Below are 17,617 nucleotides of genomic sequence, written 5' to 3'. Positions count from 1 at the left end.
CATGGCCAACACCACGCGCATCGACTCCGACCCCGCCCGCAAGATCGCGGGCATGATCCCGTTCGGTACGGACGCGGCGGCGGTGCGCCAGCGCGTCGTGGCGATGGAGCATTTGCTCGAGGGATTGTTCACCATCCCGGGCACCAACCGCAAGGTCGGGCTCGATGTGATCCTTGATATCATACCCATAGGCGGCGGCGTGGTCGCCTCGGCGATGGGCGCGTGGATGGTATGGGAGGCGCGCAATCTCGGCATGTCCAAGATGCAGATCAGCCGCATGTTCGGCAATGTCGGGGTCGATTTCATGCTCGGCCTGATCCCATTCGTCGGCGCGGTGCCCGATTTCTTCTTCCGCTCGAACAGCCGCAATCTGCGCATCATCAAGAAGCATCTCGACAAGCATCATCCGTCGACGGCGACAGTCAACAACTAGCCTTTCCCTGCAGCGCTTCCCCGGCCAAGGCCGGGTTCCAGTCGCGCAGGCGGAAGTAACGGCGCGCAGCGTTCTATCACCGCCGTCGCGCTACTCGCCGGGGAACGGCCGCGCGTGAGTGAAAGCCAAGCCGCCGGAATGGACCTGATTGCGCTGGGCCGATGCCCCGCCCGCATCGATACTCCCTGGGACGCCGCCTGACATCCGTCCCCGGCTCCGGGCTCCTGGTCCGGGGGCGCATTCCCGCATGTCCGCTTGTGGCGTGGGGAGGCGAGACATGCCCGACAAGCCGGCCGGTTTTCCGAAGACCATCAAGCTCCATTCCCGTACCTATCGCAACTGGTCGCAGACCATCGTGGTGGATCCACTATGGACGTGCGAACCGCAAAGCGCGGACGAAGTGGTGCAGGTGTGCAATTGGGCCAAGGCGCAGACCCCGCCATGGCAGGTGCGTGCCAAAGGCATCCGGCATGGCTGGTCGCCGCTTACCGTGGGCGAAGACACCAAGCCCAATGCCAATGTGATCATCTGCGACACGACCAAGAACCTCACCAGCCTGACGATGATCCCGGCCAGCGGCGCTGCGCCCCCGATGGTGCAGGCCGGCGTCGGCGCGACGATGCTCGATCTGCTCACGTTTCTGCAGGGGCAGGCGGGCGGGCAGGGATCGGCGCCCGGCTTCTCCTTCCCGCATGTGCCGGCGCCGGGCAATCTCAGCGTCGGCGGCGCGCTGGCGATCAACGCGCATGGCACCGGCGTCCCGCTGGCGAGCGAGGACTTTGCCTCATCCTATGGCTCGCTCAGCAACCACATCATGGGGTTCGATGCGGTCGTCTCCAGCGACACCGCGCCCTACGATTATGCCGTGAAGGAGATGGAGCTGCTTGACGCTTGCGACGCCATCCGAGCGGAAGCGTCGCTCGGCGATCCCCATGCGCTCGATCGGCTCGATCGGCTGGGGCTGGTGTTGCGCCACAGCGGCAACGTTCTGAGCCTGGTGTTGCAGGAGGTGACGTCGATTCCTGAGGCGCAGGAGGATTTCCCGGGCGGCTATGTCGACCTGGAACGTTGGTATGCGCTGCGAGAGCCCAATATTGTAGCCGCTTCCCCGGCGGAGGCCGGGGCCCAGTAGCGACGGCCGATGTCATGAAGCGCAGCGGTACTTACCTTCCGTTCCGCGACTGGGCCCCGGCCTCCGCCGGGGAAGCGCTCGGAAGGGGAAGCGTTTAAGCCGCTTCCGCCGGCTGCGTCGTCCAGCCCAGCCGCGGGATGGTGATCGACCGCTTCCCCGCCAGATCGATCCGCGTCACGAACATGTTGCGCCCCTCGATATAGCTCATCACGCGGCGCGCGCGCCCCAGCGAACTGGTGCCGTAGATCCGCGCGACTTCTTGGTCGGTCGGGCAGAGTTCGCCGTCGCGCGCGGCGCGGGCGATCAGCAGGAAGGCGCCGAGCATGTCGTCGGGCAGGTCCTGCGCGATCTCGATCACCGGGGCCCATTCCTCGTCGAGCCCGTCGAAGATCCCCGCGCGGGCAGCGGCAAGGCGGCGGGCGAAGGCCGAGAGATCGAGCGGCGAGCGTTGCACGCCAACCATGCGGCAGCGCACCTGGAAATCCTGAAACAATACCGCCGCCGAGCGCGCCGCGGCTTCGTCGTCGGCGACGATCGCGCGCAGCACGTCAGCGGTAACCTGCGCCGTATCGATTTCGGGCTGGTCCGGCAAAGAGGACGGCGCGGCGGCCTCCTCCTCGTCCATGTCGCCCAGCACCTGCTCGACCGGTGCTGGCTTCGGTGCGCGCGGCGGCATGACGAATTGCGGCTGCTCCGCCTCGGCCGCCAGCATATCCTGCATGTCGCGGCCGGGTTTGGCGGGCAGGGGGGTGAGAATCGGGCTGCCGCTTCTCGCCGACGTTTCGACCGCGCCGATGCGGATCGACACCGGGCGGCGCGACACGGCGGGGCCGAGCGCCAGGAACGTGCCGCGCGCGAGATCGCGAATCGCCTCGGCTTGGCGGCGCTCCATGCCGAGCAGATCGGCCGCGCGGGCCATGTCGATGTCGAGGAAGGTGCGGCCCATCAGGAAATTCGACGCCTCGGCCGCCACGTTCTTGGCCAGCTTGGCGAGTCGCTGAGTCGCGATCACGCCGGCCAGGCCACGTTTGCGCCCGCGACACATCAGATTGGTCATCGCCGCAAGCGAGGCTTTCCGCACGTCCTCGGCGACATCGCCGCCGACTGCGGGGGCAAATACCTGCGCCTCGTCGACGATCACCAAAGCCGGATACCAATGTTCGCGCGGCGCATCGAACAGCGCGCCGAGAAACGCCGCTGCGCAGCGCATCTGCCCCTCCGCATCGAGCCCTTCGAGATCGAGTACCACCGAGGCGCGCGCTTCGCGGCAGCGCGACGCGAAGCGGATGATCTCGACCACCGAATAATTGACCGCCTCGACCACGACATGGCCGTAAGGCTCGGCCAGCGTGACGAAATCGCCCTCAGGGTCGATGATGATCTGCTGGACGTGCCCGGCGCTTTTTTCGAGCAGGCGGCGCAGCAGGTGTGATTTGCCCGAGCCGGAATTCCCTTGCACCAGCAGACGGGTGGCGAGCAGTTCCTCGAGGTCCATGGACACGGGGCTGCCCGCCGAATCCATTCCCATATCCACCTGAACCGTCATGCCGCACGCTGTGGCCGATGCGGGCGGCACGGGGCAAGCGGTAAGGCAGGGCGGGCACTGCTTTGCGATCGATCGACGCGATTCGCGACCGTCCCAACGCAGCACAATTCTTAACCACGCTTTGCGCTTGGCGGAATCGTAAACAGTTTGTTAACTCTTAGTGATGATCAGCCGCACGCTCCCCGCCGCCCCGGCCCGCCACCCGTTCCGCGCCAGCGTGATCCGCGCGCCGCGCGTGAAAGTGGCCAATCCGGACGATAGCGATCTGAAGCTGTTCGCGCTGAGCTTCACCGCCTTCTTCGTCTGTTTCTATACGCTGATTTTTTGAGGCGAGCGGTGACGGCCGCGGCTTAGCTACACCGCGTCACCCCAGCGCAAGCTGGGGTCTTGTGCGGCTCTGTCCCGCCAAGGCCGCTTGAGATCCCAGCCTTCGCTGGGATGACGGTAACGAGCGTCTGCGCGTGGCTCAGTCGCACGCCTTGTGCAGCTTATGTGCCAGCCACGCCGCCACCAGACACATCGCGGCGACCAGCAACAACATATCCTCCGGCGTCACGCCCAGCGAGGAGATGAAGATCACCGCCGCCGCGCCGATCGTCATCGCGGTGCAATTGACCACATTGTTTGCGGCCACCGTTCGGGCGGTCTGGTCCTTGGTCACCGTGGTGGTGAGGAAAGCGTAGAGCGGCACGACGAACATGCCGCCGGTGACGGCGATGGCGAGCAGCGACAGCATCACCGGGATCGCGCTCGGCTGGGCGATGAATTCGCGCCAATCGTAGAATTGGCCGGGGGGGGCGGGAGTCCACATCCGTACTAAGGTGGAGAAGACGACCACGCACAGACCCATCGCAATCACCGAGGCCGCGCCGTATTTAGCGGAGATCTTGCCCTTGAGCAGGCTGTTGATCACCACCGAGCCGATGGCGATACCGATCGACAGCGTGGCGGTGAACAGGCTGGCGACTTCTTGCGTGGTGGTGAGCAAATTCTTCACCAGCGGCGGGAAGATGATGATCAGCACCGCGCCGATCGTCCAGAAGAAGCTGATCGCACAGATCGCCAGGAACAGGCGCGGGATATGCATCGTCGCGCTGATCAGCCGCCAGGACGAGGTGATCGGATTGTAATTGATCTCGAGATTGGCGCCTTCGCGCGGCGCGGGGGGCACTTCGCGTCCGGCAAACCAGCCGATCCCGGCAACGATCAGCACGCCGATCGCCGCTGTCTCGATCGAAATATAGCCGGCCAGGATCGTGCCCATTAAGATGGCGATATACGTGCCCGCCTCGACCAGGCCGGTGCCGCCAAGCACATCCTCCTTGTCCAGATGCTGCGGCAGAATGGCGTATTTGATCGGGCCCAGGAACGTCGAATGCACGCCGAGCAGGAACACCGCGCCCAGCATGAAGACGATGCCGGCCTGCGTGTGCCCGGCCTTGGCGAGCAACAGTCCGGCGGCGCCGACCAGCATGATGAGGATTTCCGCCGTTTTCACGATGCGGATGATCTTGGCCTTGTCGTTGGTATCGGCCAATTGCCCGGCCAGCGCCGAAAACAGGATGAACGGCAGCGTCGATAGCGCCGTGGCCAGCGCGTTGAAGCCCTGCTCCGCCTTGGCATCGTTGAAGATGCTGTAGGTGGCGAACAGCACCATCGCCTGCTTGAACAGATTGTCGTTGAACGCCCCGAGGAATTGGGTGGTGAACAACGGCAGGAAACGGCGCTCTTTGAGTAGGCCGAGCGCATTGAGCATGGTCGAAAACGGCCTTTGATGTGGCGAGAACGTGGCGGCGACATAGCCGAGCGGCCGGGGGGGCGGCAACCGCTATCGACCGTAGCGATCGGCGCATGGGCTTTCGCACGAGACGGGTCGGGTCTAGGACAGGCCTATGTGGACACTGCCCAATCTCCTCACCTTGTCGCGAATCGTGGCAATTCCGTTATTGGCCGCCTTGTTGTGGTGGCCGGGCTGGGCGGACGGGTATCTGGCCGGGTTCGTGCTCTACTGCCTGATGGGCATTACCGACTATTTCGATGGCTATCTGGCGCGCGCGCAAGGCGCCGTCTCGAAGCTCGGCGTGTTCCTGGATCCGATCGCCGACAAGATCATGGTGGCGGCGGTGATCCTGCTGCTGGTCGGCACGCGCGACACGCAGCCGGCCTTGATCCCCGGCATTCACCAGATCGCAGCGCTGGTCATCCTGCTCCGCGAGATCGCGGTGTCGGGCTTGCGCGAGTTCCTCGCCCAATTGCAGGTTTCCGTGCCGGTGTCGCAACTGGCCAAGTGGAAGACGACGCTGCAGCTCGTCTCGCTGGGCGGGTTGATCCTGGCCGGCGGGCTGCCCGGCTGGCCCGTGCTGCAGACGATTTCGCTCGCCGCTTTATGGGGTGCCGCGGTGCTGACTCTGATCACCGGCTGGGATTATCTCCGCGTCGGCCTGAAGCATATGGACTGAGCGTCATGCTGGACGTGCTGTATTTCGCCTGGGTGCGCGAAGCCGTCGGCACCGGGCAGGAGCGGGTCGATCCGCCCGAGGGCATCGCAACGGTTACCGCATTGATCGATTGGCTGGCGACGCTGAGCGCCGGCCATGCGCAGGCGCTGGCGGACCGGGGGCGGTTGCGCGCGGCGGTGGATCAAGTGTTCGTGCCGCTCGATGCATCGATCGTCGGCGCGCGTGAGGTGGCGATCTTTCCCCCGGTGACCGGCGGATGATCCGCGTTGTCGTCAATAGCGACACGATCGATGTCGCGGCCGAGATGGCAGCGCTCGAAGCGGGCGGGGCGGGCGCGGTGGCGACGTTCAGCGGCCTGGTCCGCGCCGATGATGGCGTCGGTACGTTGGAGCTCGAACATTATCCCGGCGCGACCGATGCGGCGCTGGTGAAACTGGCGGAACTCGCGCGCACGCGCTGGTCGTTATTGGCCGCAACGATCGTGCACCGCGTCGGCGTGATGCGGCCGGGCGAGCGAATCGTGTTCGTCGGCGTGAGCGCACCGCATCGGGGGGCGGCACTGGAAGCGAGCGCGTTTCTCATCGATCGGCTGAAGACCGACGCCCCGTTCTGGAAGCGTGAGACGCGCGGCGCAGATGCGCACTGGGTAGAACCGCGCGACAGCGACGATGTCGCCGCCGCGCGGTGGAAGGCTTAGTCGAGCTTCGGCAGCAGCACGCCGTTCACGACATGGACGATGCCGTTCGACTGGCGCACGTCGGGCACTTCGACATAGCTCTTATTGCCATGAATATCGGTCAGGCTGAGCGCATTGTTGGCGAACTCGGCAACCAGCGGCTCACCTTCGACCGTGGTCAGCGTGGCCTTGCCACCGCCGGCGGTGATCTGCGCCTTAAGCTGCTCGGCCGAGATCGAGCCCGGCACGACGTGATAGGTCAATGCCTTGATCAGCAGCGGCTTGGCTTCGGGCTTGAGCAACGTGTCGACGGTGCCGGGGGCGAGACGGCCAAACGCGTCGTTGGTCGGTGCGAACACGGTGAACGGGCCCGGGCCGGACAGGGTGGCGGCAAGGCCAGCGGCCTGCACCGCCTTGACCAGGGTGGTCAGGTTGGGCGCGGCGGCGGCATTGTCGACGATCGTCTTGGTCGCCTCCATCTTCACGCCACCGACATCGGGGTTAGGCACAGCGGCGGCCGGCGCCGCGGGCGCCGTCTTGGCAGTTGGCGCCACCGGTGCGGCGGCCGTTGGTGCGGTCGTCGGTGCGGTTGTCCGTGCGGTCGTCGTCTGGGCCGAAACGGTGCCGATCGAGAGCGCTGCAACCAGCGCGACGAGGGGGAGTTTGGTGATGGACGTCATGAAAATCTCCGGATTGTTGGGCGCGCCATCAGGCAGCGCACTCCAAAGATACGATCCAAACGGCGATTTGTTTCACTTGTGTGCCATCAACGCGCCTCGGCCAGCACCTGCGCGAGCAACTGAAAGTCCTTTTCACGCGGGCTCGCGCGGCGCCACACGAGCGCGATCTGGCGCGACGGGCTGTCCGCCTCGAGCGGCCGCGCGGTCAGCCCGGTATGATCGAGAATGCCCGCTTTCAGCGCCATTTCCGGCAGCAAGGTAACGCCCAGGCCGTTATCGACCATTTGCACGATGGTGTGCAGCGACGTGCCGAGCATCGTCGCCTCGGCGCGCATTTCCGGGCGACTGCACGCCGCCAGCGCATGATCCTTCAGACAATGCCCGTCCTCGAGCAGCAACAGCCGCGTCTCGTCGATATCGCGCGCGCGGATCGTCGGCGTGTTGCCGCCAAGCTCGGCGAGGCTTCCGGCGACGAACAGCCGGTCCTCGAACAGGAAAGCGCTGGCCACGTCGCCGCAAGCATAGGGCAATGCCAGCAAGACGCAGTCGGTGCGCCCGTTCTGCAATCCCTCGCACGCCGCGCCGCTTGGCTCCTCGCGCAGGAACAGCTTGAGGTCCGGATAGCTCTCGCGCAGCCGGGGCAGGATGCGCGGCAGCATGAAGGGGGCGATGGTCGGGATCACGCTCATGCGCATGTCGCCGGAGAGCGGCCGCCCCGCGGCGCGCGCCATGTCGCCCAGTTCGTCGGCCTCGCGCAGCACGATGCGCGCCTTGTCGGCGATGCGATCGCCAAGCGGGGTGAAGCGCACCACGCGGCGCGTGCGCTCGACCAGCACCACGCCGATCAGCGTTTCCAGTTCGCGGATGCCCGCCGACAAAGTGGACTGGGTCACGAAACACCCCTCCGCCGCGCGCCCGAAATGGCCGGCATCCTTGAGCGCGACGAGATATTGCAGTTGCTTCAACGTCGGTAGGTAAGTGGCCATCATCGCTCCAGTCGATCAGAATCGGCTGAATAGACTAGTGCGTCGATTAAAAGCCATCACAATGTGGTTGAGTGGTTGTGCGGCCGTCGCCGGGGCGACGGCCTATTTCACTGCTTGATACAGGTTGAACAGGCTGGTCAGCGTCAGGATAATCCCGACCATGAACATCAGCCGTTCGGCTGGCACGCGCTTGGCCAGGATCGCACCGAATGGCGCGGCGATCACGCCGCCGATCAGCAGGCCGACCGTGGCCAGCGTGAACGCTTCCCAGCCGAGCTGCGTGATGAACGTCGCGGAGATGGTCGTGGTCAGGAAGAATTCCGCGGTGTTGACCGTGCCGACGGTCATCCGCGGCGACGCGCCTTGCACGAGCAGATTGGAGGTCACCACCGGCCCCCAGCCGCCGCCGCCCGCGGCATCGAGGAAACCGCCGACCAGCCCGAGCGGCTCGACGATCTTGGGGGTGCGTTCCTTGGGCGGATAATGCGTCGAGCGCCACAGCAGATACAGGCCGATCGCCGCGAGATAGACGAGGATATACGGCTTCACCACCGCCGCATCGAGATTGGATAGTATGTAGGCGCCGAACACCCCGCCGATCACCCCGGGAATCATCAGCCGGAAGAACATCCGCCAGTTCACATTGCGATGCAGCGCATGGCTGATGCCGGAGACCGCGGTGGTGAACGTCTCCACGGTATGGACGCCGGCCGAGGCCGCCGCAGGGGGCACGCCCATGAACAGCAACAGCGAATTGGAGATCACCCCGAACGCCATGCCCAGCGCCCCATCGACCATTTGCGCGGCGAAGCCCACCGCAATGAAAGGCAAGACCGCTTCTATCGTGTCGACCGAAAAATACGAGCTCAAGGCAATCCTCACACGACGTCTATCGTCGCTGGATCGCGTACCAGCTCAAATCCTACAAGCAAGATAGGGTTTGCTGCGAGAAACTTACGATGGGGCGGTGCTTTAAATCGGCGATCGGAACGCCTAGATTGCGCGCAACGTAACAGGGGCGGACGACGCACATGGGGCTGATCGCCTATCTCGATTCGATCAAGGCGCGCGATCCCGCGCCGCGATCGCGCGCCGAAATCCTCACCTATCCTGGGGTGTGGGCGCTCGGCTATCACCGCATCGCGCATCGTCTGTTCAAGGCCAAGCTGTTCTTCCTCGCGCGCCTCGTCAATCATTGGTCGCGCATGTTTACCGCGATCGACATCCATCCGGGCGCCACGATCGGGCGCAATTTCTTTATCGATCACGGCTTCGTGGTGATCGGCGAAACGGCTGTGATCGGCGACAATGTCACGATCTATCAGTGCGTCACGCTGGGCGGCACCAGCCCCGATAACGGCGTCGCCGGCAAGCGCCATCCGACCTTGTCGGACGGCGTGATCATCGGCTCCGGCGCCCAGGTGTTGGGCCCGATCGTGGTCGGCAAGGGCGGCCGCGTGGGCGCCAATGCGGTGGTTACCAAGGACGTGCCCGAAGGCGCCGTGATGGTCGGCATTCCCGCGCGCGCGACGATGGTCGAGGGCGGACGCAAGCAGGCCGGCTTCCTGGCTTATGGCACGCCGTGCAGCGACATGTTCGATCCGGCGACGCAGAAGGTCGAGATGCTGCGCTGCGAGCTGGAGACGATGCGCAAGCGGCTGGACGCGCTGCTGGCCGAAAACGAAGAGCTGAAAGACCGCGCCTGACGTGGGAGTCGTCACGCCTTTCCCGACGCCGCTGCGCGGCCCCATGCAGGTCGGCTTCGATCGCGCCGAGTTGAATCGCATCCTGGATCTGTACGGCCGCATGGTTTCGGCCGGGCATTGGAAGGATTACGCCATGGATCTGGGGCGCGACGCCGCCATCTTCTCGGCCTTCCGTCGCGCCGCCGAGCGGCCCGAGTTTCGCATCGAGAAGCGGCCGGCGTTGCGCAACCGCCAGGGCATGTGGGCGCTGATCGGCGAAGCCGGCGTGGTGCTGAAGCGGGGGCAGGAGCTCGGGCCGGTATTGGCCCCGGTCGAGCGGCGGTTGATGAAGCTGGTGGCGGAGTGAGCGTCGGGAGGTAGAACGTCATCCCAGCGAAAGCTGGGATCTTGGTGGGGCGGGCGCAGCACCCGCCCCATTGATACCCCAGCTTTCGCTGGGGTGACGATCGTGGCTACGCCACCGCCAAACCCGACACCGGCGGCAGGCGCCGCCCGACATCCCCCAGCGTCCCCACCACCAGCGCGCGCATCCAATGCCAGAAGGCCGACAACACCAGCAGGGCCGAACCGATGATCAGCCCGGTGATAGCCGCGCTCAGTTCGACCGCGCCGGCCGACCTGATGATCGCGTACATTGCGAACAGCACATAAGCGAGGCTCGAGACGAGCAAGGCGCGGCGGTCGATGGCCAGCGCGATAAAGCCGAACAGCAGGTAGAGGCCGAGCACGATCACGCCCATGCCCACGCCGGCGCTATCGAACACGCCGAGCATCTGGAACACGGGATGCGCGATCAGCGGCGCGGCGGCGAGGTGCAGCCAGAAGGCGACATCGGCACGGCGGGTGAGGCGGCGCGGATCGGACATGTCCCACCACATGGCGAGCGCGAACACCGCCACGCCGCCGGCCAAGGTGATCGGATAGATCGCCTCGCGGCTTGCCGGCACCGCCGCCATGACCAGCGACACGACCGTGCCGACCAGCGCAAGCGCGCCCGCGGCGATGGTGATCGGCACCATGAAGCGGCGCCAGTGCAGCCACGCGGCGCCGGCGGTGACCAGCCCGACCCCGGCGCTGATGATTGCCTGGGTCTGCTGCGAGACATCGGCATGGCTATCGATCAGCAGGCCGATCAAGGTCGCCGCGACACCCCCGGCAAAGCCGAGCAGCAGCAGGATGCTGGGCAGCGCCATGCGCCGCCGCCGCGTGAAATATTCCGCCAGCAGCCACGACGCCCCGGCCACTGCCGCGCCGCCCAGCGCGACCGACATCGATCCGCCAATCTGCCCCAGGGCGACGAGCAGCAGCGCGATCGCGATCGAGACGAAAATATCGTTGAAACCGGTGAGCAGGCGGAAGCTCTCCTCGTCGACCGCCGGCGCGTCGCGCGTCATGGCGATATGCTGGCGCAATGCGGCGGCGGCCTCCGGGCTGAGCGCTCCGGCGGTCACGGCGCCTTCGATGTCGCTTTCGCTATACATGGCAGTCCTCCCTGTTGGTGCAGGGAGAATGGCATAGGTGCATTAGTCTTGCAATACACCAATCCTCCCCGGCACGGGGAGGTGGCAGCCACAGGCTGACGGAGGGGGTGGGCCGGCAACGCTACAATCGCGTAGCCGGCACACCCCTCCGTCGCGCTTCGCGCTACCTCCCCGTGCCGGGGAGGAGTAGGAGGTCAGCCGCCCTGCAGCTTCTTCAAAATGCTCATAGACTGTTCCGCGCCGTTCTGCGGCGTCATCTCGCCGGTACGGTCGGTGATCTCGGCCCAATGCGCCGCGATGCCCTCGGGCGACAATTCCTCGCCGGTGAGCAATTTCCCTTGCGTCAGCGTGACATAGGCCGCCTGGAACACGCCGGCGCCGGCGCCGATGATCATGTTGGTCGGTGCCTCTTCCGACACCAGGTACAAGGCCGCGGGCGCGACCTTGTCGGGCGAGAAGGCGGCGAACGCCTCGGCCGGGAACAGGTCCTCGGTCATGCGCGTGCCGGCGGTCGGCGCGATCGTGTTGACCTTGATGTTGTTCTTGGCGCCTTCGATCGCCAGCGTCTTGGTCAGGCCGGCAAGCGCCAGTTTCGCCGCGCCGTAATTGGCCTGTCCGAAATTGCCGTACAGCCCGGTCGACGACGCGGTCATCAACAAGCGCCCGTAATTCTGCGCGCGCATCAGGTCCCACACCGCCTTGGTGACGTTGGCCGAGCCGTTGAGGTGCACGTCGACGACGAACTTGAAATCCGCCGGCTCCATCTTGGTGAAGCTCTTGTCGCGCAGCACGCCGGCATTGTTGATGACGATATGCACGCCGCCCCAGGCTTCCTGCGCCTTGGCGACCATCTCGACCATCTGCTCATATTCGGTGACGCTGCCGCCGTTCGACATGGCGGTGCCGCCAGCGGCCTTGATTTCCTCGACCACCTGCAGTGCGGCGTCGGAATGGCCGGTGCCGTCGCGCGATGCGCCGAGATCGTTGACCACGACCTTCGCGCCACGCTTGGCGAGTTCGAGCGCATAGGCGCGGCCGAGGCCGCCGCCGGCGCCGGTGACGATGGCGACCTTGTCATCGAAACGGATGGACATAAAAAAGCGCTCCCGTGAATGGTGAGCGCTTTCCTAGGCCAACAATCGTGGCTGGCAAGGGGGCGGGATATGGTGCCCGCCCCCTTCCGCTACGTCATTCGAGCGAATTACTTACCGCCCGGATTGATGCAGCTGTCTTTCACCGTCTTCGAGCAGCGCGGATAGCTGGCCTTGGGCTCCGGTGCCGGCGGCGGGGCGAGCGGACCCATCGTCATGGTCGTGGTGGGCGCTGCGGCCGGCATCGGTGCTGCCGCATCGGCCGCCGGCATCGGCGCTGCGGGATCGGCTGGCGGAGTCTGCATGGCCGGATCCGCGGGCGCATCCTGCGTTGCCGGATCGGCGGCTGGCGCCTGCATTGCCGGGTCGGCCGGTGCCGGGGTCGTCTGCGCGAATGCCGGTGCAGCGAACGCCAAAGCGGCGATGAGCATGATCTTCATGGATATTCTCCTGTAAACGGGCACGCCAATCCGGGCGATGGAGGTCAAACGCACATCGCGCGCCATGGCTCCATCGTTACGATAACGATTCGTCCTTCAGGTGCCTGTATCCAGCGCATAACCGGCCGAGCGGACGGTGCGGATGATGTCCGGGCGGTCCTCGCCGTTGATCGCCTTGCGCAGGCGGCGGATGTGCACGTCGACGGTGCGCGATTCGATATCGCTGTCATGGCCCCACACCGCATCCAACAGGCGTTCGCGGCTGAACACCCAACCGGGATGCTCCAGGAAATGCTTCAATAAGCGGAATTCCGTCGGCCCGAGCGGGACGACGTCGCCGCCGCGGCGGACCTTGTGGCCGACCGTGTCCATCTCGATGTCGGAATAGGTCAGCTGCTCGCCGGCCAGCGCCGGGCGGACGCGGCGCAGCACCGCGCCGACGCGGGCGACCAGTTCGCGGGGCGAGAAGGGCTTGGTGACGTAATCGTCGGCGCCGGTTTCCAGCCCGCGGACGCGATCCTCCTCCTCGCCGCGCGCGGTGAGCATGATGATCGGCACGTTCTGTGTCTCGGGCATGCGGCGCAGGCGGCGGCACACTTCGATTCCCGACAGGCTTTCGACCATCCAGTCGAGCAGCACGATATCGGGGGTCTTTTCCTTGGCGAGCAGCAGCGCTTCCTCGCCATCCGGCGTGTGCGCGATCTCGAAATCCTCGCGCTTGAAATGATAGACGAGCAGTTCGGCCAGGGCCGCGTCGTCCTCCACCAGCAGCATACGTGCGCGTGCCATATCAGATTTCCCCCGTCTTGATGTCGCCGCGATCGCGTTCGACCATGTGATGGCCGGTGGCGGCAAAATAGACCATTTCCGCGACGTTCGTCGCATGGTCGCCGACCCGTTCCAAATTCTTGGCGATGAACAGCAGATGCGCCATCTGACCGATCGTCGCCGGATTCTCCATCATGTGGGTCACCAACACGCGGAACAGGCTGTTGTAGAAATCATCGACCTGGCGATCGCGCTGGCACACATCGAGCGCGGCCTCGGCATCGCGCGCGGCGAACGCGTCGAGCACGTCGTGGACCATGCTGATGGCCAGATTGGCCATAGCGGGAAGGATCGACAGCGGCGCGAGGTCGCCGTGATTTTCCACCAGGGGCACGCGCTTGGCGATGTTCTTGGCATAATCGCCGATGCGTTCGATCACGCCGCCGATCTTGATCGCGGCGACGACCTCGCGCAGGTCGTCGGCCATCGGCGCGCGCAGCGCGATGATCTGCACCGCCAGCTGTTCGACCTTCATCTCGATCGCGTCGATCGCCTTGTCGCCAACCACGATCTGCGCTGCGGCCTCCAGATCGTGCCGGGTCAGCGCCTGCACGGCATCGCGGATCGCCTGCTCGGCAAGCCCGCCCATCTGGGCGATCAGTGCGCGCAGCTCGCCAATATCCTGATCGAAGGCTTTTACGGTGTGGGTGTTCACAGATCCGTTCCTCTCAGCCGTAGCGGCCGGTGATGTAATCCTTGGTGCGCTCCTGGCGCGGATTGGTGAAGATGTCCGAGGTGTTGCCATATTCCACCAGCGTGCCGAGGTGGAAGAAAGCGGTGCGCTGCGACACGCGCGCAGCCTGCTGCATATTGTGCGTGACGATGACGATGGCGTAGCGGCCCTTGAGTTCGTGGATCAATTCCTCGATCCTTGCCGTGGCGATCGGATCGAGCGCCGAGCACGGCTCGTCCATCAGGATCACTTCCGGATCGACCGCAATCGCGCGGGCGATGCACAAACGCTGCTGCTGACCGCCGGACAAAGCGGTGCCGCTTTCGCTCAGCCGATCCTTGACCTCGTCCCACAGCCCGGCGCGCTTCAACGATTTCTCGACCACTTCGGCAAGGTCGGTCTTGTTCGCCGCCAGCCCGTGGATGCGTGGGCCATAGGCCACATTCTCGAAGATCGATTTGGGGAACGGATTGGGCTTTTGGAACACCATGCCGACGCGTGCGCGCAGCTGCACCACATCCATGTTCGAGGCGTAGATATCCTCGCCGTCGAGCCGGATGTCCCCCGTGACGCGCGCGCTGGCGACGGTGTCGTTCATGCGGTTGAGCGTGCGCAGGAAGGTCGATTTGCCGCAGCCCGAGGGGCCGATGAACGCGGTGACCTCGTCCTGATCGACATCGATCGAGACGTCGTTGATCGCCTGTTTCTGCCCGTAAAACACGTTCACATGGTGGGCGGACATCTTGATGGTCATGACCAGCGGGTCTCGAATTTGTTGCGGAGATAGATGGCGAGCCCGTTCATCGCGAGCAGGAAGACGAGCAGCACGATGATCGCCGCGGAGGTCTTTTCGACAAAGCCGCGATTGACCTGATCGGACCATAGGAAGATCTGCACCGGCAGCACGGTGGCCGGATCGGTGATGCGTCCGGGCGGCGATACCATGAAGGCGCGCATGCCGATCATCAGCAGCGGCGCGGTTTCGCCCAGCGCGCGCGCCATGCCGATGATCGTGCCGGTCAGGATACCGGGCAAAGCGAGCGGCAGGACGTGATGGAACACGACCTGGATCGGGCTCGCGCCGACCGCCAGCGCAGCGTCGCGGATCGACGGCGGCACCGATTTGATCGCGTTGCGGCCGGCAATGACGATGACCGGCATGGTCATCAGCGCGAGCGTCAGGCCGCCGACCAAAGCCGCCGAGCGCGGCAGGTGGAACACGTTGAGGAATACCGCGAGCCCGAGCAGGCCGAAAATGATCGACGGCACCGCGGCGAGATTGTTGATCGACACCTCGATCAGATCGGTCCAGCGGTTCTTCGGGGCATATTCTTCGAGATAGAGTGCGGACAGCACGCCGACCGGGAAGGCGATCAACAGCGTTACCAGCATCGTATAGAGCGAGCCTTTCAGCGCCCCCCAGATCCCGACCGTGGTCGGATCGGTCGAGTCGGAGGCGGTGAGGAAGCTCGGGTTGAAGCCGGTGGAGAGGACGTTCTGCGCTTTCAGCTTGGCGACGGTCGCTTCGGCCTCGGGCGATCCCGTGCCCTTGGCGGCAATGTCGATCGTGTCCGAAGCGGGGACGTCGATCACCGCCGCGCCTTGCAGCAGCTTGGGATCGGCCTTCACCGCGGCGCGCACGCGCAGCCACGCGCCGTCCGACAGCAATTTATACCCGTCCGTGCCGAACTGCGCGGTCGCGGCGGCATCGGTAGCGCGTTCGATCCCGGCGGCGGCGAGCGCGAAATCGGCGCCGGGCCCGGCCAGGCGGGCAGGGTCGAGCGTCAGCCCGGCGGCGGGAAAATCCACGCGCAGCTTGAGCTGCGTCTGCGTGAAGCCGCCCAGGCCGTTGATCAACATGGTGATCAGCAGGAAGGCGAGGAAGCTGGCCGACAGCACTACCGCGGCCAGCCCGAAGAAACGAAAGCGCCGTTCGGACGCGTAGCGTTTGCGGATGCGGCGCTGCATCGAATCGGTGCGCCAGTCGGTCGGCGCACGCTCGGCGAGCGGCGTCGAGTGCAGCGGCAGGCCAGGGACGAGCGTGTCAGTCATAGGCTTCGCGATACCGTTTGACGACGCTTAGCGCGACGATGTTGAGCAGCAGGGTGATGACGAACAGCGTCAGGCCGAGCGCGAAAGCGGCCAGCGTCTTGGGGCTGTCGAACTCCGCTTCGCCGGTCAGCAGATCGACGATCTGCTTGGTCACCGTGGTGGCGCTGGCGAATGGATTGAGCGTCATCGTCGCCACGCCCGAGGCGGCCATCACGACGATCATCGTCTCGCCGATCGCGCGGCTGATCGCCAGCAACACGCCACCGACCACGCCGGGCAGTGCGGCGGGCAGCACGACCTTGCGGATCGTCTCGCTGCTTGTCGCCCCCATCGCCAGGCTGCCGTCGCGCATCGAGGCGGGCACGGCGGCGATCGAATCGTCGGCCATCGAGGAGACGAACGGAATGATCATCACGCCCATGACGAGACCCGCGGCGAGCGCGCTTTCCGAACTCGCCCAGCTGACCCCGATCCACACCGCGAAATCGCGCACTGCCGGCGCCACTGTCAACGCGGCGAAATAGCCGTAAACCACCGTCGGCACGCCGGCGAGCATCTCGAGGATCGGCTTCATCCAACGGCGCACGCGGGGCGCGGCATATTGCGTCAGGTAGATCGCGCTCATCAGTCCGAACGGGATGGCGACGATCATCGCGATCACCGCGCCGATAAAGAACGTGCCCCAGAAGAGCGGTACGGCGCCGAGCGACGCGCCGGGATCCTTGGCCGAAATGACCTGCGGGCTCCAATGCGTGCCGAACAGGAAATCGGTGATCGGCACGATGCGGAAGAAGCGCGCGGATTCGAACAGCAAGGATGCGACGATACCGACGGTGGTGAGGATCGCGATCAACGAGGCGGCGAGCAGCAGCACCATCACCACGCGCTCGATCTTCGCCCGCGCGCGATAGTCGGCGCGGACGCGGGTATAGGCCCAGGCGCCACAGGCGAAGGCGAGCAGCAACGCGGCGGCGCTGCCGATCCAGTCGTAGCGCGATTGCGCGGCGGCATAAGACGGGGCGAGCGTCTCGGCGAGCGGATGGAACGCCCCGAAGCCGCGGCCCTCGGCGAGGTTGCGCGCTTCGGACAGCACGGCGGCGCGCTCGAACCCCTTTGGCGGCAATTGCTGTGCGGCGGGGTTGGTCAGCACCAGATCGGTGACCAAAGCGGGCGAGGTGAACGACCACACCGCGATGAACAAGGCGGCCGGCAACACGGTCCACAAGGCGACATGCGTGGCGTGATGCGACGGCAGCGAGCCGAACCGCGCGCTGGTCGCGCGGCGGAAGCTGACCGCGCGGACGCGGGCGGACAGCCAGCCGATCAGCCCGAGGCCGATGATGAGGAAGAAGAGCGTAAGGGCGGACATTAGCGGGCGCCTCGCGCAACGATTACCACGATTCGGGCCTTCGCCGGGGAGGCGGCTTTGCTATG

At 65.5% G+C, this 17,617-nt stretch carries 21 protein-coding genes; 8 read left to right on the top strand and 13 right to left on the bottom strand.

Annotated features, from left to right (window positions below):
- Nucleotide 1: 1 nt before the first annotated feature.
- Together U1739_RS08170 and U1739_RS08165 are read left to right on the top strand one after the other, a co-directional pair.
- Complete coding sequence (locus U1739_RS08170) at nt 2-433, top strand: DUF4112 domain-containing protein (RefSeq protein ID WP_443025516.1); 432 nt, start codon at nt 2-4, stop codon at nt 431-433.
- 277 nt (nt 434-710) lie between these two features.
- Nucleotides 711-1,565 carry a hypothetical protein gene (locus U1739_RS08165; RefSeq protein WP_332706287.1) on the top strand — a complete coding sequence of 285 codons (855 nt, stop codon included), beginning with the start codon at nt 711-713 and terminating at the stop codon, nt 1,563-1,565.
- 94 nt (nt 1,566-1,659) lie between these two features.
- Here U1739_RS08165 and U1739_RS08160 read toward each other — a convergent pair whose 3' ends face one another.
- Nucleotides 1,660-3,111 carry an ATP-binding protein gene (locus tag U1739_RS08160; protein WP_332706284.1) on the bottom strand — a complete coding sequence of 484 codons (1,452 nt, stop codon included), beginning with the start codon at nt 3,109-3,111 and terminating at the stop codon, nt 1,660-1,662.
- Nucleotides 3,112-3,274: 163 nt separating this feature from the next.
- On the opposite strand from U1739_RS08160, the gene U1739_RS08155 reads away from it, so the two are divergent.
- Nucleotides 3,275-3,439, top strand: a complete 165-nt coding sequence (locus U1739_RS08155; protein WP_332706281.1) for a hypothetical protein — start codon at nt 3,275-3,277, stop codon at nt 3,437-3,439.
- Between the two features lie 138 nt (nt 3,440-3,577).
- On the opposite strand, the gene U1739_RS08150 is transcribed toward U1739_RS08155, so the two are convergent.
- A complete protein-coding gene (locus tag U1739_RS08150; protein ID WP_332706601.1) occupies nt 3,578-4,867 on the bottom strand; it encodes an MFS transporter in 1,290 nt (429 codons plus the stop codon).
- Between the two features lie 136 nt (nt 4,868-5,003).
- Between U1739_RS08150 and pgsA the strand changes: the two genes are divergently transcribed.
- The 3 genes from pgsA to U1739_RS08135 are packed head-to-tail and all read left to right on the top strand — an operon-like array spanning nt 5,004 to nt 6,267.
- A complete protein-coding gene (gene pgsA / locus U1739_RS08145; protein ID WP_332706278.1) occupies nt 5,004-5,570 on the top strand; it encodes a CDP-diacylglycerol--glycerol-3-phosphate 3-phosphatidyltransferase in 567 nt (188 codons plus the stop codon).
- A 5-nt stretch (nt 5,571-5,575) separates the two neighbouring features.
- A complete protein-coding gene (gene moaD / locus U1739_RS08140) occupies nt 5,576-5,830 on the top strand; it encodes a molybdopterin converting factor subunit 1 (protein ID WP_332706275.1) in 255 nt (84 codons plus the stop codon).
- A complete protein-coding gene (locus U1739_RS08135; RefSeq protein WP_332706273.1) occupies nt 5,827-6,267 on the top strand; it encodes a molybdenum cofactor biosynthesis protein MoaE in 441 nt (146 codons plus the stop codon). The genes moaD and U1739_RS08135 overlap by 4 nt, the downstream gene beginning before the upstream one ends.
- On the opposite strand, the gene U1739_RS08130 is transcribed toward U1739_RS08135, so the two are convergent.
- The 3 genes from U1739_RS08130 to U1739_RS08120 all read right to left on the bottom strand — a co-directional run bounded on the left by U1739_RS08130 (nt 6,264) and on the right by U1739_RS08120 (nt 8,782).
- A complete protein-coding gene (locus U1739_RS08130) occupies nt 6,264-6,926 on the bottom strand; it encodes a fasciclin domain-containing protein (RefSeq protein ID WP_332706270.1) in 663 nt (220 codons plus the stop codon). The two genes, U1739_RS08135 and U1739_RS08130, sit on opposite strands and share 4 nt — an antisense overlap.
- Before the next feature lie 86 nt (nt 6,927-7,012).
- Nucleotides 7,013-7,912: a hydrogen peroxide-inducible genes activator gene (locus U1739_RS08125; protein ID WP_332706269.1), complete on the bottom strand. Its 900-nt coding sequence runs from the start codon at nt 7,910-7,912 to the stop codon at nt 7,013-7,015.
- Between the two features lie 102 nt (nt 7,913-8,014).
- On the bottom strand, nt 8,015-8,782 hold the full coding sequence (locus U1739_RS08120; protein WP_332706267.1) for a sulfite exporter TauE/SafE family protein: 768 nt from the start codon (nt 8,780-8,782) through the stop codon (nt 8,015-8,017).
- Nucleotides 8,783-8,943: 161 nt separating this feature from the next.
- On the opposite strand from U1739_RS08120, the gene epsC reads away from it, so the two are divergent.
- A complete protein-coding gene (gene epsC, locus U1739_RS08115; RefSeq protein ID WP_332706265.1) occupies nt 8,944-9,618 on the top strand; it encodes a serine O-acetyltransferase EpsC in 675 nt (224 codons plus the stop codon).
- A gap of 1 nt (nt 9,619) precedes the next feature.
- On the top strand, nt 9,620-9,964 hold the full coding sequence (locus U1739_RS08110) for a DUF2794 domain-containing protein (protein WP_332706262.1): 345 nt from the start codon (nt 9,620-9,622) through the stop codon (nt 9,962-9,964).
- A 106-nt stretch (nt 9,965-10,070) separates the two neighbouring features.
- On the opposite strand, the gene U1739_RS08105 is transcribed toward U1739_RS08110, so the two are convergent.
- The 8 genes from U1739_RS08105 to pstC form a co-directional block, all read right to left on the bottom strand.
- Nucleotides 10,071-11,099: a hypothetical protein gene (locus tag U1739_RS08105; protein WP_332706259.1), complete on the bottom strand. Its 1,029-nt coding sequence runs from the start codon at nt 11,097-11,099 to the stop codon at nt 10,071-10,073.
- 194 nt (nt 11,100-11,293) lie between these two features.
- The gene (locus U1739_RS08100; RefSeq protein WP_332706256.1) at nt 11,294-12,193 is read right to left on the bottom strand and encodes an SDR family NAD(P)-dependent oxidoreductase; all 900 of its coding nucleotides are present in this window, start codon (nt 12,191-12,193) and stop codon (nt 11,294-11,296) included.
- A gap of 107 nt (nt 12,194-12,300) precedes the next feature.
- The gene (locus U1739_RS08095; RefSeq protein WP_332706253.1) at nt 12,301-12,630 is read right to left on the bottom strand and encodes a hypothetical protein; all 330 of its coding nucleotides are present in this window, start codon (nt 12,628-12,630) and stop codon (nt 12,301-12,303) included.
- A gap of 96 nt (nt 12,631-12,726) precedes the next feature.
- Nucleotides 12,727-13,419, bottom strand: coding sequence for a phosphate regulon transcriptional regulator PhoB (gene phoB, locus U1739_RS08090; protein WP_332706250.1), 693 nt, complete (start codon nt 13,417-13,419; stop codon nt 12,727-12,729).
- Nucleotide 13,420: 1 nt separating this feature from the next.
- Nucleotides 13,421-14,113, bottom strand: a complete 693-nt coding sequence (phoU, locus tag U1739_RS08085; protein WP_332706247.1) for a phosphate signaling complex protein PhoU — start codon at nt 14,111-14,113, stop codon at nt 13,421-13,423.
- A gap of 13 nt (nt 14,114-14,126) precedes the next feature.
- A complete protein-coding gene (gene pstB / locus U1739_RS08080) occupies nt 14,127-14,885 on the bottom strand; it encodes a phosphate ABC transporter ATP-binding protein PstB (protein ID WP_332706244.1) in 759 nt (252 codons plus the stop codon).
- On the bottom strand, nt 14,882-16,183 hold the full coding sequence (pstA, locus tag U1739_RS08075; protein WP_332706241.1) for a phosphate ABC transporter permease PstA: 1,302 nt from the start codon (nt 16,181-16,183) through the stop codon (nt 14,882-14,884). The genes pstB and pstA overlap by 4 nt, the downstream gene beginning before the upstream one ends.
- Entirely contained in the window at nt 16,176-17,552 is a 1,377-nt protein-coding gene (pstC, locus tag U1739_RS08070) for a phosphate ABC transporter permease subunit PstC (protein ID WP_332706238.1), read from the bottom strand. Before pstC ends, pstA begins: the two co-directional genes overlap by 8 nt.
- Nucleotides 17,553-17,617 lie beyond the last annotated feature (65 nt).

It is taken from the genome of Parasphingomonas puruogangriensis, from assembly GCF_036663635.1.
In the GTDB taxonomy this organism is placed as follows: domain Bacteria; phylum Pseudomonadota; class Alphaproteobacteria; order Sphingomonadales; family Sphingomonadaceae; genus Sphingomonas.
The sequence above is the reverse complement of the archived record's forward strand: the minus strand, read 5'-3'. Positions and strand labels throughout refer to the sequence as shown.